24 protein-coding genes are annotated in these 22,431 nt (G+C 64.6%); all 24 read left to right on the forward strand.

From position 1 onward, the window contains the following. The first annotated feature begins 137 nt into the window (after positions 1-137). The 24 genes from ACW5CM_RS15165 (at position 138) to map (ending at position 22,305) form a co-directional block, all read left to right on the forward strand. Positions 138-9,017, forward strand: a complete 8,880-nt coding sequence (locus tag ACW5CM_RS15165; protein WP_457125513.1) for a DUF5979 domain-containing protein — start codon at positions 138-140, stop codon at positions 9,015-9,017. 818 nt (positions 9,018-9,835) lie between these two features. Then, positions 9,836-10,144: a 30S ribosomal protein S10 gene (gene rpsJ, locus ACW5CM_RS15170; protein ID WP_017201594.1), complete on the forward strand. Its 309-nt coding sequence runs from the start codon at positions 9,836-9,838 to the stop codon at positions 10,142-10,144. Between the two features lie 8 nt (positions 10,145-10,152). Beyond that, positions 10,153-10,812 (forward strand): 50S ribosomal protein L3, encoded by a 660-nt coding sequence (gene rplC / locus ACW5CM_RS15175; protein WP_438255817.1) that lies wholly within the window; start codon positions 10,153-10,155, stop codon positions 10,810-10,812. Between the two features lie 2 nt (positions 10,813-10,814). Beyond that, positions 10,815-11,477: a 50S ribosomal protein L4 gene (gene rplD, locus ACW5CM_RS15180; protein WP_457125514.1), complete on the forward strand. Its 663-nt coding sequence runs from the start codon at positions 10,815-10,817 to the stop codon at positions 11,475-11,477. Beyond that, complete coding sequence (gene rplW / locus ACW5CM_RS15185; protein WP_438255815.1) at positions 11,474-11,797, forward strand: 50S ribosomal protein L23; 324 nt, start codon at positions 11,474-11,476, stop codon at positions 11,795-11,797. The genes rplD and rplW overlap by 4 nt, the downstream gene beginning before the upstream one ends. Positions 11,798-11,817: 20 nt before the next feature. Next, positions 11,818-12,657: a 50S ribosomal protein L2 gene (gene rplB, locus ACW5CM_RS15190; RefSeq protein WP_438255814.1), complete on the forward strand. Its 840-nt coding sequence runs from the start codon at positions 11,818-11,820 to the stop codon at positions 12,655-12,657. A gap of 12 nt (positions 12,658-12,669) precedes the next feature. Next, on the forward strand, positions 12,670-12,951 hold the full coding sequence (rpsS, locus tag ACW5CM_RS15195) for a 30S ribosomal protein S19 (RefSeq protein WP_248148510.1): 282 nt from the start codon (positions 12,670-12,672) through the stop codon (positions 12,949-12,951). A gap of 25 nt (positions 12,952-12,976) precedes the next feature. After that, on the forward strand, positions 12,977-13,375 hold the full coding sequence (gene rplV / locus ACW5CM_RS15200) for a 50S ribosomal protein L22 (RefSeq protein ID WP_438255813.1): 399 nt from the start codon (positions 12,977-12,979) through the stop codon (positions 13,373-13,375). Further along, positions 13,375-14,133 (forward strand): 30S ribosomal protein S3, encoded by a 759-nt coding sequence (rpsC, locus tag ACW5CM_RS15205; protein ID WP_438255812.1) that lies wholly within the window; start codon positions 13,375-13,377, stop codon positions 14,131-14,133. The genes rplV and rpsC overlap by 1 nt, the downstream gene beginning before the upstream one ends. Continuing rightward, positions 14,133-14,552, forward strand: coding sequence for a 50S ribosomal protein L16 (rplP, locus tag ACW5CM_RS15210; RefSeq protein WP_438255811.1), 420 nt, complete (start codon positions 14,133-14,135; stop codon positions 14,550-14,552). The genes rpsC and rplP overlap by 1 nt, the downstream gene beginning before the upstream one ends. Beyond that, the gene (rpmC, locus tag ACW5CM_RS15215) at positions 14,552-14,869 is read left to right on the forward strand and encodes a 50S ribosomal protein L29 (RefSeq protein WP_147037971.1); all 318 of its coding nucleotides are present in this window, start codon (positions 14,552-14,554) and stop codon (positions 14,867-14,869) included. The genes rplP and rpmC overlap by 1 nt, the downstream gene beginning before the upstream one ends. Beyond that, positions 14,869-15,177, forward strand: coding sequence for a 30S ribosomal protein S17 (gene rpsQ / locus ACW5CM_RS15220; protein ID WP_438255810.1), 309 nt, complete (start codon positions 14,869-14,871; stop codon positions 15,175-15,177). Before rpmC ends, rpsQ begins: the two co-directional genes overlap by 1 nt. Positions 15,178-15,204: 27 nt before the next feature. After that, entirely contained in the window at positions 15,205-15,573 is a 369-nt protein-coding gene (gene rplN / locus ACW5CM_RS15225) for a 50S ribosomal protein L14 (protein WP_438255809.1), read from the forward strand. 2 nt (positions 15,574-15,575) lie between these two features. Further along, the gene (gene rplX, locus ACW5CM_RS15230; protein WP_438255808.1) at positions 15,576-15,935 is read left to right on the forward strand and encodes a 50S ribosomal protein L24; all 360 of its coding nucleotides are present in this window, start codon (positions 15,576-15,578) and stop codon (positions 15,933-15,935) included. Next, the gene (rplE, locus tag ACW5CM_RS15235; RefSeq protein WP_438255807.1) at positions 15,935-16,525 is read left to right on the forward strand and encodes a 50S ribosomal protein L5; all 591 of its coding nucleotides are present in this window, start codon (positions 15,935-15,937) and stop codon (positions 16,523-16,525) included. The genes rplX and rplE overlap by 1 nt, the downstream gene beginning before the upstream one ends. A 123-nt stretch (positions 16,526-16,648) precedes the next feature. Further along, positions 16,649-17,047 (forward strand): 30S ribosomal protein S8, encoded by a 399-nt coding sequence (rpsH, locus tag ACW5CM_RS15240; protein WP_438255806.1) that lies wholly within the window; start codon positions 16,649-16,651, stop codon positions 17,045-17,047. Between the two features lie 6 nt (positions 17,048-17,053). Next, positions 17,054-17,590 carry a 50S ribosomal protein L6 gene (rplF, locus tag ACW5CM_RS15245; RefSeq protein WP_438255805.1) on the forward strand — a complete coding sequence of 179 codons (537 nt, stop codon included), beginning with the start codon at positions 17,054-17,056 and terminating at the stop codon, positions 17,588-17,590. Between the two features lie 2 nt (positions 17,591-17,592). Then, on the forward strand, positions 17,593-17,952 hold the full coding sequence (gene rplR, locus ACW5CM_RS15250) for a 50S ribosomal protein L18 (protein ID WP_438255804.1): 360 nt from the start codon (positions 17,593-17,595) through the stop codon (positions 17,950-17,952). Then, entirely contained in the window at positions 17,949-18,674 is a 726-nt protein-coding gene (gene rpsE, locus ACW5CM_RS15255) for a 30S ribosomal protein S5 (protein ID WP_438255803.1), read from the forward strand. Before rplR ends, rpsE begins: the two co-directional genes overlap by 4 nt. Then, positions 18,674-18,859 carry a 50S ribosomal protein L30 gene (rpmD, locus tag ACW5CM_RS15260; RefSeq protein WP_438255802.1) on the forward strand — a complete coding sequence of 62 codons (186 nt, stop codon included), beginning with the start codon at positions 18,674-18,676 and terminating at the stop codon, positions 18,857-18,859. The genes rpsE and rpmD overlap by 1 nt, the downstream gene beginning before the upstream one ends. Continuing rightward, complete coding sequence (gene rplO / locus ACW5CM_RS15265) at positions 18,859-19,440, forward strand: 50S ribosomal protein L15 (RefSeq protein ID WP_439256349.1); 582 nt, start codon at positions 18,859-18,861, stop codon at positions 19,438-19,440. Before rpmD ends, rplO begins: the two co-directional genes overlap by 1 nt. Positions 19,441-19,542: 102 nt before the next feature. Continuing rightward, positions 19,543-20,865: a preprotein translocase subunit SecY gene (gene secY, locus ACW5CM_RS15270; RefSeq protein ID WP_438255800.1), complete on the forward strand. Its 1,323-nt coding sequence runs from the start codon at positions 19,543-19,545 to the stop codon at positions 20,863-20,865. After that, complete coding sequence (locus tag ACW5CM_RS15275; RefSeq protein ID WP_457125515.1) at positions 20,862-21,458, forward strand: adenylate kinase; 597 nt, start codon at positions 20,862-20,864, stop codon at positions 21,456-21,458. Before secY ends, ACW5CM_RS15275 begins: the two co-directional genes overlap by 4 nt. Before the next feature lies 1 nt (position 21,459). Beyond that, a complete protein-coding gene (gene map / locus ACW5CM_RS15280) occupies positions 21,460-22,305 on the forward strand; it encodes a type I methionyl aminopeptidase (protein WP_457125516.1) in 846 nt (281 codons plus the stop codon). The last annotated feature ends 126 nt before the right edge of the window (positions 22,306-22,431 follow it).

Genomic DNA, 22,431 nt, shown 5'->3' on the forward strand with positions numbered 1-22,431 from the left:
CCACGCGTTTTGATACCGCAACGCGTATATGCCATTGTGGGAATAGTTGGGGGCGACGCCGATCTGGCAAGCGTCGTGTTTATTGAGGTCACACTGGGGTGTCTCGTTGAGCCGGGACATCTGAGGAACATCTGAATATGCGCGCGCGCACGCAAAAAATCCGTTCGATCTGGGCCGGACTTCTGACGGTGGTGCTGGCAGTGGCTGGCCTCGTCTTCGTCCCGCAAGTGGCAGTAGCTGCAGAAGGCGATCCGCAATACCTCACGGTGACGAAGAATGTTCAGCCGGCGCAGGTGTCTCCCGGACAGCCCTTCACCTACACGATCACGGTGAACTGCGCCGAGGCATCCTGCCTCAACGCCACGCTCGACGACGCCCTCCCGGCAGAGCTCGCCGGATACGCGGTGCAGAATGTCACCTACGCGCCGAGTGCCGCGGCCGTGCCCCGCCAGATCGAGTGGACCACCGACGGAACCCCGAGTGCAACGCACCCGAACACCCTCACCGCAGACACCGCGCTGCACGTCGACTTCACCGGCGCGGTCACCTCTCCGGCCGGCGCCGGCCTCGAAGAGGGCGTGACCTTCAGCGTCACCATCACGCTCCAGACCCCCGATGACCTGAAGCCGGGCGAGCAGAGCATCACCAACACGGCCCACACTGCCGCAGACAACTCGTCGCCCGACAGCGACAACGCCACCATCGTCGTCATCACGCCCGAGATCATCGACGTGGCGACAAGCAAAGCCTGGTCGCCGACGCCGCAGAGCTTCAGCCCCGCCGCCACCTCGACGATTGACCTCAGCGTCACGAACACATCCAACGGTCCGGTCGAGAAGCTCACCATTCAGGAACCGCAGACTGCGGCCGACGGAGCCACCGCTCTCGACGCCAGCAACCCCTTCACCATCACCGACCTCACCGGCTTCGGCGACACCACCCTGCCGGCCGGCGCCGAGGCAGTTCAGCTGGACCTCTACCTGAAGCAGGCCGACGGTACATGGCAGTGGGTTCCTGGCCCTCCATCTGATGCGATTGCTCTTCCGGATGGCATCAACCCCGCCGACGTCGGCGGCATCCGCGTGACTTACACCGGCGAAGCAATCGAAGAGGGTGCCGCCGGCGCCCTTGCCCTCAACCTGGCTCAGCGCGAAACCCAGCGCGACACCGACGCAGACCTGTCGGTCGCAGTGCAGACCGTCGACAACGTCGTAGCGGCAACCGCTTCGGTCGAGGGCCGCGACCCCGCCACGGCAACGGCCAATGCGTTATATGAAGTCATCCCCGCAGAGATCGCCGCGGCAACGGTGAAGAGCATCAGTCCGTCGCGCATCGCAGCCGGCGACTCAGCTGCCGCCCGCATCGTCGGCACGAACACCTCTGACGTCGGCGTGAACGAACTGCGCGTGGCGGACCTCGACTACTTCGACGAGAACATCACCTTCGCTGGCTTTACCGCCGCCCCCACCCGGCCGGTCGCCGCGACCGCCGGAATGCTGATCTACCACCCGCTCGACGGCGGCGACCCCATCGAGATCGCTCTCGTCGACGGCGAGATCCCCGCGCTGCCCGGCGTGCTCATCTCCGGCTTCGAGATCGTGTTCACGGCCGAAGACGGCGGCATCACCCCCGGCACGAACACCGCCATCGACTTCACGATCGACACCGCAGAAGCTGCGATCGCTGAGGGTGCCGAGTCGCGGACAACCACGAACACCGCGACCACCACCGTCGTCGCGCAGAACGGCGTTGAAGCGACCAACGATGACCCCGCGACGCTGGATCTACTCAAGCCCGCGATCGACGTCACCCTCACGAAGACTGTCCGCCCGGGCTCAGCAGTGCAGCCCGGCGAAACCGTCGTCACACAGCTGACCTCGAACCTGAAGACCACGTCTGACTACATCACCGCGACGCAGATCGTCGTCGAAGACGCGTGGACCGAAGCCGGTGGCTTCTGGGACGCCTTCAACCTCGACGCCATCGCCCCCACCCAGGTGCCCGGCGGAGCCGGCCTCACCATCCAGGTGCGCGACGCTGACGGCGCCTGGATCGACCTCACGGTCTTCCCCGCGGAGGAAGGCCCGCAGCTGGTCGCCCTGAACAACGCTGAGATCCAGGCGCTGCTGCCGGCTGGCGACACGACCGATGACCTCACCGGCATCCGCTTCGTCTTCGACAACCCGACCGGCTTCGCCTCAGACACGACGGTAACGCCGTACGTGGTCTCCGAAGCACGTGACGAACTGCGCTCCGACCCCGCCGAGCACACCACCCCGGGAACCGATCAGCCGGTGAAGTACGAGAACTCGGCGACGACCACCGGAACGGGCGAAACCGAAAGTGGCACGCCGCTCGAAGATGAAACCGTCGACACCGGTGAAGCCACCATCATCACCCACGCTGGTACCGGTGTTCTCGGCATCGACAAGCACTGGGATCAGCCGACCGTCGCAGCTCAGTCGGGCCAGACGCGCAGCACGACCCTGAGCTGGCGTGTGGGAACCGGGTATGAGGAAGTCGTGATCACCGACTCCGCCCCGGCGACCGAACTCGGCGCTCCGCAGAACCCGGCCGAAACCGTCTTTGACGCGTTCAACCTCACGCGCGTCAACGTCATTAACGCGAGCAACCAGCCCTACACGAACGGCTGGTACCTGCGTTACGACGTCATCACTGCTGTCGAGCTGTACATCGACGGTGCCTGGGTCGCTATGCCGGTCCCTGCCGCCGGTTGGATCCAGAACGGCGCCTTCGTCGGCTACACGCTGACGGCAGACCAACAGGCCGGGGCCACCGGTGTGCGCATCCTGCTGGAAGAGAACACTCCGGCACGAGAAGCAGCCGCTGAAAACGGCCCGAACCTCGACCCCTACGCACCCGCGCCCGGCAGCGGCGTCGCCACGAGCAGTGCGCCGCGTCAGTTCAACTTGAGCTGGCAGATTCGTGACAAGAAGCGCTCCGACGACACCTGGGTGACCGAGGGCGCGCTCTACAACACCGCAGATGACGGTGTCGTAGACAACACCGTCCGCATCGATGGCACGCCCAACGACGGCGGTGCGGTCGTGAGTGACACCGACAACGACACCATCCTCATCACGAACCCGGGCCCGGGCGTCCGCGTCAACAAGACCGTCAGCGATGCCGGCCCGCTGTACGTGCCGATGGAAGGCACGGATGCCGCGAGCTACCCGACCACGACATTCACGCTGAAGGCGCACAACAACTCCGTCTCGAAGGCCTCGTACGTTCGGGTGACCGATCCCGCGACCTGCGTTGACGGCGACCCGGTCACCGACTGCCAGACTGCAGCAACTGTGGCCGGCGCTGTGGGAGACCCATTCACCGCTGACGTCGAGTGGCTGACCGCCTCCGGTCAGGGCAACCCGTTCGAGCGGTTCGACCTCAAGAACGTCACGATCTCTGCCGGCATTCCGGCACAGGTCGATCTGGCGGCTTCCACCGTGTGGCTGCTTCGCTACGAGAACGGCGAATACACCTCGACGCCGACCACCGCTTCGGTTGTCAACGCCGCGTCGGCAGAGGATCTGGCATCCGTCGTCGGCATCAGCGTCACGTTCCAGGGAACGGACCCGGAAAACACGGGCGGCACGATCACCTCAGCCAACGGGCTGAATGTCGTGCTCGGCACCCAGCTGCGCACCACGCTGCGCAGCACCGGCGTACCGCAGGTCGTCCCCGCGAACGAGAAGGTCGACGTGAGCAACCGCGTCTTCGCGCAGTCGTATGACCCGATTCTTGCTGACGGGACCGGCACCGGAGCCAACGACGACGTCTCCGTCGTCCTCACCGGTGGCGACATCAACGTCGGCCCCACGAAGACCATCGCTCCCGAGGCGATCACCGAGCCCACGCGCCATGACCCCGTCACCGTGACGATCGGTGCGAACCAGGGCATCAACCCGGTGAGCACCCTTCCGGCTAAGGAAGTGCGGCTGACCGACGACCTCGAGAGCTCACCCGAGTTCTGGAACAGCTTCGACTTCACCGGGCTCGGCGCGATCGCAGCACCCGGCGGCTCCGACCAGGTGGTCGTCGCCGTCTACGGGCCGTTCGGAGCAGACGGCGAGATGGCGTGGGCAGAGTCCGCGCCCACCCCGATCGCGGAAGCCGCGGTTCCCGTCGATGTCGCGCAGTACGGCGACATCCAGGGCATCCACCTGGAGTTCTCCCGTGCCGATGGCGCGTTCTTCTCCACCGCGTTCCCCGCACCGGCGTGGAGCACGACCACTGCATTCACCGTGCAGCTGCGCGACACGTTCCGCGACAGCGGCGATGAGATCGACCTCACCGACCAGCACACCGTGAACAACGAAGTCATCGTCGTCGCCGATCGACTCAACGGTGAAGCATCCCAGGCGAAGGCGAGCGCAGCGCTCGTCGAGATGGGCCCAGGATCCTTCCAGATCGACGTGCACAAGCAGGTCAACGACGGCACCTCGCGTGTCGCGACCCCCGGCGCGCCGCTGTCGTGGGATCTGATCTTCACGAACACCGGAACCGGCTACCTCTCCATCACCGAGCTGCGCGACAAGCTGCCGACGCACCTCGTGTACCTCGGCGAGGACCCGGTCTACACGCCCGACCCCGACGGACTGCTCTCGGCACCGGAGAGCATGGACATCGAGACTGTCGCCGACGGTGGCACCGAATACGAGAACCTCGTATTCACGTGGGCCGAAGGCGCGCAGATGCTGCCCGGTGAGAGCTTCACCGTGCGCATCATGCTCGAACTGCAGCCAGGACTACTCACCGGCGAGCGTGCCACGAACGAGATGACCGTCTCGACCGTCGAAACCCTCACGCAGTGCACCAACGTCAGAAACCCCAGCGCTCTCACCGACGCCTGGGCAAACGACGAAACCACCTGCGGCACGACCGAGTACGTGCAGCCGGCGAACGCCCCGAACCTGTACGTCGTCAAGGGCGTGCGCGGCGAGCGCGACGGGGCTATCAACCCGAACAACCCCGACGCCATCTGCCAGCAGAACCTCGTCGCAACCGGCGGTGCGTACTACCGCACGCCGTGCGCGGCCAACAGCCAGATCGGCGGAACCGACGACTGGGTGCTGCGCGCGCAGAACGGCGGCACGATTCCGCTGCAGGAACTGGTGCTGTTCGATCAGCTTCCGGTCGCCGGCGACGGCTACCTGCTCTCGGGTGCCTCGCGCGGCTCGGTCTACCGCCCGCAGATGCTCGACACGCTGAACCTCGTGGCGCCGGAAGGCACCACCACCGACGTACAGGTGACGTTCTCACCGGGCGTCTGCGTGGGCACCTACGGCGACCTCGAGAACCAGGAGCCCTGCGCGCAGAACGGTGAGGGCTGGGTCTCGGCCGGCGCCATCGCCGACGCCGATTGGGCCAACGTCTCAGGTGTGCGCATCTACCTGGACTTCGGCACGACGGCCTCCGGCTACCTGAACCCGGGCGAGTTCGTCGACGTCACCTACAGCTCCACGAACGTCGTCGCCTCCGACGCGAACCCGAGCGGCGCCTCGGCCGCAGTGCCGGGAACCGACTCCTTCGCCTGGAACCAGTTCGGCGCAAAGTTCCTCTTCCGGGACAGCTCGAGCTATGTGAAGAGCGCTCCGGCCCGCGTCGGCGTGCACCTCATCTTCGGATCAATCGAGGTCTCGAAGGAGATCACCGGAGACGCGGCTGGCTACGCCCCGGAGGAGTTCCTCTTCGACGTGGTCTGCACGATCCAGGGTGTGACGCTCGATCTGGGCGAGCACGCCGTGGTCGAGCTGAACTCCGCGAACGCGTACACGCAGCGCATCGACGGCATCCCGTTCGGAGCATCCTGCGATGTCACCGAGCAGGGCGTCGTCGGCGAATTCGGTGAGACCGCCCGTTACGGTTCCCCGGTGACCCTCGTGGTCGCTCTGGAGAACTCTGAGGGTGCCATTCCTGAAGACCAGATCACGGTCATCGAGAACGAGTACTCGTACTCGGGCCTGTCGGTCACCAAGACCGTCGACACCGACGCGAGCGAGGGCGAGTTCGGTCCGTTCGACTTCACCCTCACCTGCACGAGCGCAACCGGTATTCCGGTGACGTTCGAGGGCGGCGCGACAGTTATCGAGTTCACGCTCGAAGACGGCGAGACCTTCACCGCTGCGGAGAACTTCATCCCAGCACGCGCGACGTGCGTGATCACCGAGGTTGACAGTGCGGATGCTGATGGCATCGTCGTCGTTGGCGACAACGTCACCGACAACGGCGACGGCAGCGCTTCGGTGCTCGTCGGCGTCACACCGGCTGAGGTCGAATTCACCAACGGCTTCGACTCCGGCACGCTCACGGTGAACAAGGTCGTCGATGGCGAAGGCGCAGCGCTCTACAGCGCCGGACCCTTCGACTTCACCGCCGTGTGCACCTACCGCGGGCAGACGCTGCTCGACGTCGCATTCAGCCTCGACGCGAACGCGAACCGCACCTTCGGCGTCTACCCGACCGGCACGAACTGTGTCGTCGCAGAGACGGCCACCGGCGGCGCGACCAGCACGGCGATCGACCCGGCAGACGGCATCGTCGTGATCAGCGACGAACCGGATGCCGCGGCCTCGGTCACAGCGACCAACGTCTTCGACCTCACCTCCATCGAGGTCACGAAGGCGATCACGGGAGCCGCGGCAGCCTACGCCGCCGACGAGTTCCTCGTCGACGTAGTCTGCTCGGTGCGCGGCATCGCTGTCGCCCTCGGCGAGAACGCGGTCGTCGAACTCAACTCGGCGAACGGGTTCACCCAGCGCATCGACGGCATCCCGCACGGCGCGTCCTGTGACGTGACCGAACAGGGCGCCATCGGCGAGTACGGCGAGACCGGGCGCACCGGATCGCCGTCGATCATCGACGCGGCCGCCGTGGTGGCAATCGATGAAGGCGTTCCCGCCGAGCAGACGGCGACGCTGACGAACGACTACACCTTCGCCGGCCTGTCGGTCATCAAGCGCGTCGCGACGGATGCTGATGTGACGTTCGGTCCGTTCGACTTCACCCTCACCTGCACGAGCCGCACCGGCATCCCGGTGACGTTCGACGGTGACGTGACCGAGCTGGCCTTCACGCTGGAAGCCGACGCGGAGTTCAACGCTCCCGAGGGCACCATCCCCGCCTACGCGACCTGCCTCATCTCTGAGGTCGACAGTGCAGCAGCAGATGACATCGTCATCGTCGGCGACAACGTCACCGACCTCGGTGACGGCACCGCTCGCGTCGAGGTCGGAACGACCGAAGCATCCATCGAGTACACGAACAGCTTCGATGCCGGTGTGCTCACCGTCGCGAAGGTGGTCGACGGTGCCGGTGCCGAGCTCTGGGGCGCAGGCCCCTTCGAGTTCAGCGCGGTCTGCACCTACCGTGGCCAGACGCTGTTGGATGAGATCTTCGTTCTCGACGCCAACGCGCAGCGCACCTTCGGCACCTATCCCGCCGGCACCGAGTGCGCCGTCGAGGAGACCGAGGCCGCAGGCGCCACCACGACCGTGCTTGAACCGACCGATGGAATCGTCGAACTCGTCGCCGGGGCATCCGCTTCGTCGACGGTGACCGCGACGAACACCTTCGCACTGACCTCGATCGAGGTCGGCAAGACCATCACCGGGGAAGCGACCGACTACGCGGCAGGGGAGTTCCTCGTCGACGTGGTCTGCACGGTCGGCGGAGTGGGTGTACCGCTCGGCGCGAACAGCGTCGCCGTGCTCAACACCGCGAACGACTACACGCAGCGCATCGGTGGCATCCCCACCGGTGCCGTGTGTGATGTCACCGAGCAGGGCGCCGTCGGAGACTTCGGCGAAACCAGTCGCCCCGCCTCGACGACCGTCCTCGCAGCCAGTGCCGTGGTCGACGCGGACGAGGAGATGCCCGCCGAGCAGACCGCCGAGGTCGTCAACGACTACGCGTTCTCCGGTCTGTCGATCACCAAGCGCGTCTCGACCGATGCTGAGAGCGAGTTCGGACCGTTCGACTTCACCCTCAGCTGCACGAGCGCAACCGGCATCCCGGTGACGTTCGGGGCATCCGGGACCTCCCTCGAGTTCACCCTCGAGTCCGACGGCACCTTCACCGCTCCAGAGAACACGATCCCGGCCCGCGCCGACTGCCTCGTCACCGAGGTGGGCAGCAACGCCTCGAGCATCGTCGTGACCGGCGACAACGTCACCGACAACGGCGACGGCAGTGCCGTAGTTGCTGTGGGTGTCGAAGCATCCGCGATCGAATTCACCAACGGTTACGACGCCGGTGTGCTCACCGTCTCGAAGATCATCGACGGGGAAGGCGCCAACCTGTACGGGCAGGGCTCCTTCGACTTCACCGCCGTATGCACCTACGAGGGGGACACGCTGCTGGATGCATCGTTCTCGCTCGCCGGTGGGGACAGCCGTTCGTTCGGCCCGTACCCGACGAACACCTCGTGCATCGTCGAGGAGACCGAAGCCGGGGGTGCCACCAGCACCGTGCTCGATCCGAGCGACGGCACCGTCGTGATCGGTGCCGACTCCGGCGCCGCCGTCACCGCCACCAACACCTTCGACGTCGCCGCCATCACGGTGACCAAGACCGTGACCGGTGACCTGGATGCCGAGGGGGCACACGGTGTGTTCCTCGTCGAGCTGCAGTGCACCGTGGACGGTTCACAGATCGAGATCCCCGGTGGCACGGTGCGCGAGCTGCGCGTCGAAGGCGGCTACACCGCCGTGTTCGGCGACCTGCCCGAGGGTGCGGACTGCCGCATCGTCGAGACGGATGCCGGAGGAGCAGTCAAGACGACCATCGCTGTCGCCGGAGTCGTCACCGCCGGAACAGCGGCTGATGTCACGGCCGCAGGCGCTGTCGACGTCGAGATCACGAACGAGTTCGTGAAGCAGCTGCCGGCTACCGGTCTGGGTATGGCCGGAACGCTGTGGCTCGTCGTGGCGCTGCTGTTCGGCGCAGGCATCGTGTTCCTGCTGCTGCACTGGCGTCGCCGCCGCATCGAGGCGTAACGCAATAGTGAGACGGGGTGGATGCGAAATGCTCGCATCCACACCGTCTTGCGTCTAGGCTGAACTCAGCCGCCTGGGGATCTTGCGGCCGGGTTCGTCGGAGGGGTCTGACGAACTGCACTGCACGACTGGGGTCGTGCTGAATACTGGGGAAATCGATTTGGGGATCATCGTGCACTGTGCGCCTATCCGGCGCCCGTGCTTCGTCCCGCCCGCGCGGCGGTTCATCCGTCGCGCCTTCGACGAGGCCCCGGGCGTCCCTTCACGCCCGGGTCCTCGTGTTCGGCGCGCCCCCTCGCGCTGAGCACGCTCCCCAAAGTAGGGCGAGGCATGGGGATGCCTCGCCCTACCGATTTTTTTGGAGGTGCCTGGGGTGGTGTTCTGCGTCGAGGCCCGGGGGCGTCGCCGAGGCCCTGGGATAGATGCGCAAATAGCGCGGGGCGTGGGCGGAAAGTGAGGGCGTGGGTGGTGCGGAATGACGCGGCGGGGGAGCGCGACACGCCCGGGTTTGCGTAAGTGAAATCCGGCATGGCAGAATAGACAGGTTCCACATTCCGGTGGTGCACTATGCGTGTTCACCGGATCACCATCATGGCAGTGCATAGGCGGCGTCATCTCCCCGGAGACGGATGCAGGGTCCTAGGCCGCAGATGGCAGAACAGCAGCCACCTCCTTACGGAGGCTCTGCCGTGGGTCGAAAGGCCTGCGGAATGACAGAAGAACAGTGGTGCCCGGCGCGAACAGCGCCATGGTGCGTCCAATGCCCCTGATTCACCCGAGTCAGGTCGGTAAGACGCTTATAGAGAGATGAGCAGACAATGGCGGGACAGAAGATCCGCATTCGCCTGAAGTCGTATGACCATGAGGTCATCGACACGTCGGCGCGCAAAATCGTCGACACCGTGACCCGCGCGGGCGCGACTGTCGTCGGCCCCGTGCCGCTGCCGACCGAGAAGAACGTCGTGTGCGTTATCCGGTCGCCGCACAAGTACAAGGACAGCCGTGAGCACTTCGAGATGCGCACGCACAAGCGTCTGATCGACATCGTCGACCCGACGCCGAAGGCAGTCGACTCGCTGATGCGTCTCGACCTTCCGGCTGACGTCAACATCGAGATCAAGCTCTGAGGCTCGGCATGGTTGACATCAACGCAAAGATTTCCAAGGGACTGCTGGGCACCAAGCTCGGCATGACCCAGGTGTGGGACGCGGACGGCAAGTTCGTCCCCGTCACCGTCATCGAGCTGGCACCCAACGTGGTCACTCAGATCCGTACCCCCGAGAAGGACGGCTACAACGCCGTTCAGATCGCGGCCGGTCAGATCGACCCCCGCAAGGTGAACAAGCCCCTCTCGGCTCACTTCGAGGCTGCCGGCGTTACGCCGCGTCGCCACGTCACCGAGATCCGCACGGCGGATGCTTCTGACTACTCGCTTGGTCAGGAACTCACGGTTGATGGTCTGTTCGAAGCAGGCCAGCTGGTCGACGTTGTCGGCACCAGCAAGGGCAAGGGCTTCGCCGGTGTCATGAAGCGTCACAACTTCAAGGGCGCCCCGGCATCGCACGGTGCACACCGTAACCACCGCAAGCCCGGCTCCATCGGCGCATCGTCGACTCCGAGCCGCGTTTTCAAGGGCATGCGCATGGCCGGCCGTATGGGTGGCGAGCGCGTAACCGTCCTGAACCTCAAGGTGCACGCCATCGACATCGAGAAGGGACTCATGCTCGTCAAGGGCGCCGTCCCCGGTGCTCGCGGCCGCATCGTTTACGTCCGCAACGCAGTGAAGGGTGCCTGATCATGGCTGACTCGACTCTCGCGCTCGACGTCTACAAGGCCGACGGCAAGAAGGCTGGCTCCATCGAGCTGCCCGCCGCGCTCTTCGACGTCAAGACGAACATTCCGCTGATCCACCAGGTCGTCGTCGCACAGCTCGCCGCGGCACGCCAGGGCACGCACTCCACGAAGACTCGTGGCGCTGTGTCCGGTTCGGGTTCCAAGCCCTTCAAGCAGAAGGGCACTGGTAACGCACGCCAGGGCTCGATCCGCATGCCGCAGCACCGCGGCGGTGGCACGGTCCACGGCCCGCAGCCGCGTGACTACTCGCAGCGCACCCCCAAGAAGATGATCGCCGCCGCCCTCCTGGGCGCGCTCAGCGACCGCTTCCGTGGTGAGCGCCTGCACGCCATCGTGTCGTTCGGCATCGACGGAGCACCTTCCACGAAGACCGCCGCGAAGTTCCTCGCGACCGTTGCTTCGTCGAAGAACGTCCTCGTCGTCACCGAGCGCAACGACGAGGTGACCACCAAGAGCATCCGGAACCTTCCGAACCTCCACGTGATCAGCTTCGACCAGCTCAACGCGTACGACGTCATCGTCTCTGACGACATCGTCTTCACCCAGGCCGCACTCGAGGGCTTCATCGCCTCGAAGACCGGCGCAACCGAGGAGGTCTCGGCATGACCGAGCAGTCAGGCGCCCTCCAGTCGGCGTTCAACAAGGACCCCCGCGACATCATTCTGAAGCCGGTCGTCTCTGAGAAGAGCTACTCGCTGATCGACGAAGGCAAGTACACCTTCCTCGTCGACCCGCGTGCTACGAAGACCGAGATCAAGCTCGCCATCGAGAAGATCTTCAGCGTCAAGGTTGCAGGCGTCAACACGATCAACCGCGTCGGCAAGGCCCGTCGCACCCGCTTCGGCACGGGAAAGCGCAAGGACACCAAGCGCGCCATCGTGACCCTGAAGTCGGGCACCATCGACATCTTCACGGCAATCGGCTGATCCGGGGGATAAGGACAATAATGGCTATTCGCAAGTACAAGCCCACGACCCCGGGTCGCCGCGGCTCGTCGGTGGCTGACTTCGCCGAGATCACACGATCGACGCCGGAGAAGTCACTGCTGCGCCCGCTGAGCAAGACCGGTGGACGTAACAACCAGGGCCGCATCACGACCCGTCACATCGGTGGTGGCCACAAGCGCCAGTACCGTGTCATCGACTTCCGTCGTAATGACAAGGACGGCATCAACGCCAAGGTCGCTCACATCGAGTACGACCCCAACCGCACCGCACGCATCGCGCTGCTTCACTACTTCGACGGCGAGAAGCGTTACATCATCGCCCCGAACAAGCTGAACCAGGGCGACGTCGTCGAGTCGGGTGCTGGCGCTGACATCAAGCCCGGCAACAACCTGCCCCTCAAGAACATCCCGACCGGTACGGTGATCCACGCGATCGAGCTCCGTCCCGGTGGCGGTGCCAAGATGGCTCGTTCTGCCGGTGCATCCGTTCGTCTCGTCGCCAAGGACGGCCCCTACGCGCAGCTCCGTCTGCCGTCGGGCGAAATCCGCAACGTCGACGCACGCTGCCGCGCCACGATCGGCGAGGTCGGCAACGCCGAGCAGTCGAACATCAACTGGGGCAAGGCCGGCCGTAACCGCTGGAAGGGCATCCGCCCGACCGTCCGCGGTGTTGCCATGAACCCTGTCGATCACCCGCACGGTGGTGGTGAGGGTAAGACCTCCGGTGGTCGTCACCCTGTTTCCCCCTGGGGTCAGGCAGAGGGCCGTACCCGTCACGCCAACAAGGAAAGCGACAAGTACATCGTTCGTCGTCGCACCGCGTCTAAGAAGCGTAAGTAGGAGTAGAAGAAGATGCCACGGAGTCTCAAGAAGGGCCCCTTCGTCGACGAGCACCTGCTTCGCAAGGTCGTCGTGCAGAACGAAGCTGGTTCCAAGAACGTCATCAAGACCTGGTCACGCCGGTCCATGATCATCCCGGCCATGCTGGGACACACGATCGCGGTCCACGACGGACGCAAGCACATTCCTGTGTTTGTTTCCGAGACCATGGTCGGCCACAAGCTGGGCGAGTTCGCGCCCACCCGCACCTTCCGCGGCCACGAGAAGGACGACAAGAAGGGCCGTCGCCGCTAAGGCGGTGGCGAAAGAGGAGAGAGAAATGGTGGAGTCCATCGCACGCGTGCGACACATCCGCGTGACCCCTCAGAAGGCTCGTCGTGTCGTCGCGCTCATCAAGGGCAAGCAGGCCCAGGAGGCCCTTGCGATCTTGAAGTTCGCAGCACAGGGTGCCAGTGAGCCGATCTACAAGCTTGTCGCGTCGGCCATGGCCAACGCTCAGGTGAAGGCGGATCGTGACGGCGAGTACCTCGACGAGCAGGACCTGTACGTAGCTAACGCATACGTTGACGAGGGTGCAACGCTCAAGCGTTTCCGCCCCCGTGCTCAGGGTCGCGCTTTCCAGATCAAGAAGCGCACGAGCCACATCACGGTCGTGCTCTCGACGCCTGAGGTCGCTGTTGCGGCCGAAGACGACAGCAAGAAGAAGGCGAGCAAGTAATGGGACAGAAGGTAAACCCGTACGGCTTCCGCCTCGGAATCACCACGGACCACGTGTCGCGTTGGTTCTCGGACTCGACGAAGCCGGGCCAGCGTTACGCCGACTACGTGGCCGAGGACATCAAGATCCGTAACCTGCTGAAGACTCAGCTGGACCGCGCCGGTGTCTCGAACATCGAGATCGAGCGCACCCGTGACCGCGTCCGCGTCGACATTCACACCGCCCGTCCGGGCATCGTGATCGGTCGTCGTGGCGCCGAGGCCGAGCGCATCCGCGGCGACCTCGAGAAGCTCACCGGCAAGCAGATCCAGCTGAACATCCTCGAGGTCAAGAACCCCGAGGCTGACGCTCAGCTCGTCGCACAGGGCATCGCCGAGCAGCTTTCTGCTCGTGTGGCGTTCCGCCGTGCGATGCGCAAGGGCCTCCAGGGCGCGCAGCGCGCTGGAGCCAAGGGCATCCGCATCCAGGTCTCCGGCCGCCTCGGCGGCGCCGAGATGAGCCGTTCGGAGTTCTACCGCGAAGGTCGTGTGCCGCTGCACACCCTGCGCGCGAACATCGACTACGGCTTCTACGAGGCAAAGACCACCTTCGGCCGTATCGGCGTGAAGGTCTGGATCTACAAGGGTGACCTCACCGCTAAGGAGCTTGCTCGCGAGCAGGCCAACGCGCCGAAGTCGCGCGGTCGTGACGACCGTGGCGGCGACCGTCGCCGTGCCCCGCGCAACGAGGCACCTGTCGCAGAAGGAGCGTCGGCATAATGCTCATCCCCCGTAAGGTCAAGTTCCGCAAGCAGCACCACCCGGGTCGCTCGGGTCACGCTACTGGTGGCACGAAGGTCTCCTTCGGTGATTTCGGCATCCAGGCACTGACCCCCGCGTACGTGACCAACCGTCAGATCGAGGCAGCTCGTATCGCGATGACGCGTCACATCAAGCGTGGTGGAAAGGTGTGGATCAACATCTACCCCGACCGTCCGCTCACGAAGAAGCCGGCCGAAACCCGCATGGGTTCCGGTAAGGGTTCGCCCGAGTGGTGGGTCTCAAACGTCAAGCCGGGCCGCGTCCTCTTCGAGGTCGGCGGCGTCAGTGAGGAACTCGCTCGCGAGGCACTCACCCGAGCAATTCACAAGCTGCCGCTTAAGGCACGCATCATCAAGCGCGAGGAGGGCGACGCGTAATGGCGATCGGCACCAAGGAGCTCGCCCCGGCAGAGCTCGATACGTTCGAAGACCAGCGCCTCGTTGAGGAGCTGCGTAAGGCCAAGGAGGAGCTGTTCAACCTCCGTTTCCAGTCGGCCACCGGCCAGCTGGAAAGCCACGGCCGCATTCGCGCCGTGAAGCGCGACATCGCGCGCCTGTACACCGTGATCCGCGAGCGCGAGCTGGGCATTCGTGCCACGCCCGCACCCGTCGAGGCCCCGGCCAAGAAGGCGTCCAAGTCGAAGGCGAAGAAGACCGAGGATGCTTCGGCTGACGCTGAAGGGAAGGCCGAGTAATGGCTACCAAGAAGGAAGCGGAAGCTCCCGTCTCGCACGATGTGCGTGACGAGAACGCTCGCGGATACCGCAAGACGCAGCGTGGCTACGTCGTCAGCGACAAGATGGACAAGACCATCGTCGTCGAGGTCGAAGACCGCGTGAAGCACGCCCTGTACGGCAAGGTCATCCGCCGCACGGAGAAGCGCAAGGTGCACGACGAGACAAACTCGGCGGGCATCGGCGACCTCGTTGTCATCAGCGAGACCCGCCCGCTCAGCGCCACGAAGCGCTGGCGTCTGGTCGAAATCGTCGAAAAGGCCAAGTAAGCCTCCGGCTTACTTCAAGGAGTAATAGTGATTCAGCAGGAATCCCGCCTCAAGGTCGCCGACAACACCGGCGCGAAGGAGCTGCTCACGATCCGCGTTCTCGGTGGCACAGGCCGTCGTTACGCAGGTCTGGGTGACACCATCGTCGCCACGGTCAAGGACGCGATCCCGGGCGGCAACGTCAAGAAGGGCGATGTCGTGAAAGCGGTCATCGTCCGCACCAAGAAGGAAGTTCGTCGTCCAGACGGCTCCTACATCAAGTTCGACGAGAATGCCGCCGTTCTCCTGAAGACGGACGGCGAGCCTCGCGGCACCCGTATCTTCGGACCGGTCGGTCGCGAGCTTCGTGACAAGAAGTTCATGAAGATCGTCTCGCTGGCGCCGGAGGTTATTTAATCATGGCGAAAATCAAGAAGGGTGACCTCGTTCAGGTCATCACGGGCCGTACGCAGGCCAAGGGCGGCGACCGTGGCAAGCAGGGCAAGGTCCTCGAGATCCTTGCTGAGCGCAACCGCGTCATCGTCGAAGGTGTGAACTACATCACCAAGCACACCCGCGTCGGCCAGACGCAGCGTGGCACCAAGACGGGCGGCATCGAGACTCTCGAAGCGCCCATCCACATCTCGAATGTCGCACTCGTCGACCCCGAGACCAAGAAGCCGACTCGCGTCGGTCACCGGGTCGAGGAGCAGACCAAGGACGGCGTCAAGCGCACCGTCCGTGTGCGGTACGCGAAGACGTCAGGTAAGGACCTCTGATGAGCACCGAGACTGCCGCGCCGGTTGGCAAAATCCAGCCGCGCCTGAAGCAGAAGTACAAGGCTGAAATCCTGCAGAAGATGCAGGAAGAGTTCGGCTACAAGAACGTGATGCAGATTCCTGGTCTGGTCAAGGTTGTCGTCAACACCGGTGTCGGTGAGGCAGCTCGCGACAGCAAGGTGATCGATGGTGCGGTCGCAGACCTCACCAAGATCACCGGCCAGAAGCCGATCGTCACGAAGGCCCGCAAGTCCATCGCGCAGTTCAAGCTGCGTGAAGGCCAGGCCATCGGCGCACACGTCACCCTCCGTGGCGACCGTGCGTGGGAGTTCATCGACCGTCTGGTTTCGCTGGCTCTGCCCCGTATCCGCGACTTCCGTGGGCTTTCGCCCAAGCAGTTCGACGGCAACGGCAACTACACGTTCGGTCTCCAGGAGCAGAGCGTGTTCCACGAGATCGATCAGGACAAGATCGACCGCGTTCGCGGTTTCGACATCACTGTTGTCACCACGGCGAAGACGGACGACGAGGGCCGCGCACTTCTGCGTCACCTCGGCTTCCCGTTCCAGTCGGAGGACGCAAAGGCGTAACACTTCGGACCCCCGTCTGTCAGGCGGGGGTCCTGTGTGCGCTTACAATTGAAGATTGCATCTCATAGCAGGTCGTCTGTCGCGTAACGGCAGCCGAAACCTCGTGAACAAAGGAAAAAACTCATGACAATGACAGACCCGGTCGCAGATATGCTGACCCGTCTGCGCAACGCGAACTCGGCACACCACGACTCCGTGTCACTGCCGTCGAGCAAGCTGAAGACGCACATCGCTCAGATCCTCCAGCAGGAGGGCTACATCTCGGGCTTCGAGATCACTGACGCACGCGTCGGCCAGAACCTCACCCTCACGCTGAAGTACGGCCCCAAGCGGGAGCGTTCGATCGCGGGCATCAAGCGCGTATCGAAGCCTGGACTGCGCGTTTACGCCAAGTCCACGGAGCTCCCCAAGGTCCTCGGTGGCCTCGGCGTTGCCATCCTGTCCACTTCCTCCGGTCTTCTTACCGACCGTCAGGCTGAGCAGAAGGGCGTGGGCGGAGAAGTTCTCGCCTACGTGTGGTAATTCGAAATGTCGCGTATTGGACGACTTCCCATCGAAATCCCCGCAGGCGTCACCGTTTCGGTTGACGGCAGCGTGGTTGCGGTGAAGGGCCCCAAGGGTGAACTCACCCTCCAGGTGGCCAGCCCCATCGAGGTCGCGGTTGAGGACAACCAGGTGGTTGTTGCTCGCCCCGACGACGAGCGCGAGTCGCGGTCGCTTCACGGCCTGACCCGCACGCTCATCAACAACAACATCCTCGGCGTCACCCAGGGTTACACCAAGGGCCTCGAGGTTGTCGGCACCGGTTACCGCGTGCAGCAGAAGGGCAGCTCGATTGAGTTTGCTCTCGGCTTCTCGCACCCGGTTCTGATCGACCCGCCCGCGGGCATCACCCTGACTGTGGAGGGCACCAACAAGCTCACCGTCAGTGGCATCGACAAGCAGGCTGTCGGCGAGGCAGCTGCGAACATCCGCAAGATCCGCAAGCCTGAGCCGTACAAGGGTAAGGGTGTCCGCTACGCGGGCGAGGTCGTGCGTCGCAAGGCCGGAAAGGCTGGTAAGTAAACATGGCTGTCAAGACAAAGTCTGACGCCCGCGCGCGTCGCCACTCCCGTCTTCGCAAGAAGATCGTCGGCACCGAAGCGCGTCCGCGCCTGGTCGTCAACCGTTCGGCTCGCCACGTCTTCGTCCAGTTGGTCGATGACAGCAAGGGCCACACCGTTGCATCGGCATCCACACTCGAGACCGAGCTGCGCTCGTTCGAGGGTGACAAGACCGCTAAGGCCCGCAAGGTCGGCGAACTGCTCGCCGAGCGCGCGAAGGCCGCCGGCTACTCCGAGGTCGTCTTCGACCGTGGTGGCAACCGTTACGCAGGTCGCGTTGCGGCCATCGCGGACGGCGCCCGCGAAGGAGGGCTGGCACTGTGAGTGACAACAAGGAGAAAGAAGTGACCGAAACGGCTGCTGCCGCTCCCGAGACGGCTGCTGCCGGTACCGAGGCTGCTGCCTCGACCACCGCAGCTGAGCCCGCCCGCGAGCAGCGCGAAGGCCGCCGCGGCGGCCGTGACCGAGGCCAGGGTGGCCGCGACCGCAACTCCCGCGACCGTGGCGACAACCAGTTCCTGGAGCGCGTTGTCACCATCAACCGCGTCTCGAAGGTCGTGAAGGGTGGACGTCGCTTCAGCTTCACCGCCCTCGTGGTCGTCGGTGACGGCAACGGACTGGTCGGCGTCGGCTACGGCAAGGCCCGCGAAGTTCCTCTGGCCATCTCCAAGGGAGTCGAAGAGGCAAAGCGGAACTTCTTCCGCGTGCCCCGCGTCGGCAACACCATCCCGCACCCGGTTCAGGGTGAGGCCGCAGCCGGCGTTGTGCTGCTGCGTCCGGCTGCTGCCGGTACCGGTGTTATCGCCGGTGGTCCGGTCCGCGCCGTACTCGAGTGCGCCGGCATCCACGATGTCCTCTCGAAGTCGCTCGGCTCGTCGAACACGATCAACATCGTGCACGCGACCGTTGCGGCTCTGAAGAGCCTCGAAGAGCCCCGCGCTGTCGCGGCTCGTCGTGGCCTCGACTACGACGCCGTCGTTCCGGACATCATCCTCCGTAACGAGGCCAAGGCCGCTGCTGCGGCTGCTGCAAAGGTAGGTGCCTGATGGCCGCCCGTCTGAAGGTGACCCAGATCAAGTCCAAGGTGAGCGAGAAGCAGAACCAGCGTGACACGCTGCGCAGCCTCGGTCTGAAGCGAATCGGTGACACCACCGTTCGCCCCGACGACGCGCAGGTGCGCGGTTACGTCAAGACCGTCGCACACCTCGTCCAGGTTGAGGAGATCGACTAATGGCTGAGAAGAACGACGCCGTCGAGGCCGAGAAGGCCCCGAAGAAGGCTGCCGCTCCCAAGGCTGCTGCCGCGAAGAAGGCACCGGCCAAGAAGCCGGCCGCCGCCAAGACGGCTCCGAAGGCGGATGCTCCGGCATCCCGTCCCGCAGTCCTCAAGGTTCACCACCTGCGTCCCGTCCCCGGCGCCAACACCGCAAAGACCCGTGTCGGTCGCGGTGAGGCGTCCAAGGGTAAGACCGCCGGTCGCGGAACCAAGGGCACCAAGGCCCGCAACACCGTCCGTATCGGTTTCGAGGGTGGGCAGATGCCTCTGCACATGCGCACCCCGAAGCTGCGCGGGTTCAAGAACCCGTTCCGCGTCGAGTACCAGGTTGTGAACCTGGAAAAGCTCGCGGAGCTGTACCCGAAGGGTGGCGAGGTCACCACCAGCGACCTGGTCGCCAAGGGTGCCGTTCGCAAGAACGAGAAGGTCAAGGTTCTCGGCAACGGCGACATCGCCGTGAAGCTCACCGTCTCGGTCGACAAGGTCTCGGGTTCTGCCGAGCAGAAGATCGTGGCTGCGGGCGGAACCGTCAAGTAACCATGTCAGAGAGGGGTCGGAGTTTCTCCGGCCCCTCTCTGCGTTACGCTGGTCTTTCAGCCGTCCGTTGCGGGGCGGCATCCCTTTTCAGGAGGAACGCCCTTGTTTAGCGCTATCGCGCGGATCTTCCGCACGCCTGACCTGCGTCAGAAGATCGGTTTTACCCTGGCGATCATCGCCGTATACCGACTTGGCTCCCATGTCCCGGCTCCGTTCGTGCACTTTCCGAACGTTGAGGAGTGCCTGCGTCTGAACGCTGGCACGGAGGGGCTGCTGAGTCTGGTCAACCTCTTCTCGGGCGGTGCATTGCTGCAGCTCTCGATCTTCGCGCTGGGCGTCATGCCCTACATCACCGCGACGATCATCACGCAGCTGCTGCGCGTGGTCATCCCGCACTTCGAGGCGCTGCACAAGGAGGGCCAGGCCGGTCAGGCCAAGCTCACCCAGTACACGCGGTACCTCACCATCGCTCTGTCGCTGCTGCAGTCGACGACGCTGGTCACCGTGGCACGCAGTGGGCAGCTGTTCGGCCAGACCGACATCGCGGCCTGTCAGCAGCTTCTGACCAACGATGTGTGGTGGGCACAGCTGCTCATCATCATGGCGATGACTGCCGGTACCGGACTCATCATGTGGTTCGCCGAGCTCGTCACCGAGCGTGGCATCGGCAACGGCATGTCGCTGTTGATCTTCACCTCGATCGCTGCGACCTTCCCGTCGGCGATGTGGGCGATCTTCGAGTCGAACGGCTTCGAGGTCTTCCTCCTGGTGCTGGCGGTCGGAATCGTGGTCACGGGGCTCGTGGTCTTCGTCGAGCAATCGCAGCGACGAATCCCGGTCCAGTACGCCAAACGCATGGTCGGACGCCGCACCTACGGCGGCACGAACACGTACATCCCGATCAAGGTGAACATGGCCGGTGTTATCCCGATCATCTTCGCTTCGTCGCTGCTGTACATCCCGATGCTCATCGCGCAGTTCAACACTCCGCAGGACGGCACTGAGCCGGCCGCCTGGGTCGTCTGGGTCTCCCAGAACCTCACCACGGGCGACCAGCCGCTGTACATGGCGATCTACTTCCTGTTGATCATCGGCTTCACCTACTTCTACGTCGCGATCACCTTCAACCCTGTTGAGGTCGCCGACAACATGAAGAAGTACGGCGGGTTCATCCCCGGCATCCGTGCCGGACGCCCGACGGCCGAGTACCTCGACTTCGTGCTCACCCGCATCACGTTCCCCGGCTCGTTGTACCTGGGCCTGGTCGCACTTATCCCGTTGATTGCTCTGTCCACCGTCGGTGCCAACCAGAACTTCCCGTTCGGTGGCGCCTCGATCCTCATCATCGTGGGTGTCGGTCTTGAGACGGTCAAGCAGATCGACGCGCAGCTTCAGCAGCGTCACTACGAAGGGCTCCTCCGTTGACAGCATCCGCACGACTCCTCATCGTCGGCCCGCAGGGCTCCGGCAAAGGCACGCAGGGCGTGCGTGTCGCAGCAGCGTTCGATGTTCCGGTGGTCTCCACCGGTGACATCTTCCGCGCGAACATCAAGGGCGGAACCGAACTCGGCGCGAAGGTCACCGAGATCCTCGACCGCGGCGACCTGGTGCCGGACGAGCTGACCAGTGAGATCGTTCGCGATCGCCTGGCTCAGGACGACGCGGTTTCGGGTTTCCTGCTCGACGGGTACCCGCGCAACGCCGTCCAGGTGGGTCACCTGGATGAGTTCCTGGCCGGTCGCGGCGAGGCTTTGGATGCTGTCATCCTGCTCGACGTTCCGCGCGAGGAGAGCATGTCACGTCTGAAGCTGCGGGCATCGGAGCAGGGCCGTTCGGATGACACCGAGGAAGCCATCGCGCACCGCCTCGACATCTACGAGAACGAGACTGCCCCGATCCTCGAGGTCTACGGCGAGCGTGGCATTGTCGATCGCATCGATGGCGTCGGCTCGCTCGACGAGATCTTCGGTCGCATCGTCGCAGCGCTCGGTGCGCGCGGGCTCAACGCCTCGGTCTGACGTGTTCCGCAAATCGATCTACAAGACTCCAGCCCAACTGCGGGCGATGGTCGAACCCGGACTCATCACGGCGGCTTCGCTGGATGCTGCCGAGGCTGCCGTCGTTGCGGGAGCGACGACTGCCGCAGTTGATGCTGCGGCGTCGGAGGCGATTGTGGCCCGCGGCGCGGAGTCGAACTTCAAGCTCGTGCGCGGCTACCACCACACCACCTGCATCTCGGTGAACGAGCAGGTCGTGCATGGGATTCCCGGATCGCGCGTGCTGGAGCCCGGCGACATCGTCTCGGTTGATTCCGGTGCGCAGTTCCAGGGGTGGAACGGCGACAGTGCGCGGACGTTCATCGTTCCCGGTGGCGCTGAGCCGCTGCTGTCTGTGCGCGCTGAGCTGTCGCGGGTGACCGAGGGGTCGATGTGGGCGGGGATCGCCGCGATGGCATCCGCTTCTCATATCGGCGACATCGGAGCCGCGATCCAGGACTACATCGAGGCGCAGGGCCCGTCGCCGCTATCGGGTCAGCCCTACGGCATCCTCCGCGAGTATGTCGGCCACGGCATCGGTCGCAAGATGCACGAGGCGCCGAGCGTCTTCAACTACCGCACGCCGGATGCGGGCGCGGCCGTCAAGCCGGGGCTCGTCCTGGCGATTGAGCCGATGGTGACCGCGGGGTCGGAAGAGACCCTGGTCGAGGACGACGAGTGGACCGTTTCGACCATTGACGATTCGGACGGCTCGCACTGGGAACACAGTGTCGCCCGCCACGAAGGTGGCATCTGGGTGCTGACCGCGGTGGATGGTGGGGCCGCAGGCCTCGCGCCGTTCGGCATTGTGCCGGTGCCTCTGGCGTAGCCGCGCGCCGCCGCGAGAAACGTCTTGCCGCATGAAAAACGTGGTGCCAGCACCTGTTTCATGTGTGATGTCTCAGGTCTTCGGTGACGGTTCTTGTCTCAGAACATTGGTGACGGTTTCTGTCTC

It is taken from the genome of Microbacterium wangyouchuni, from assembly GCF_054072595.1.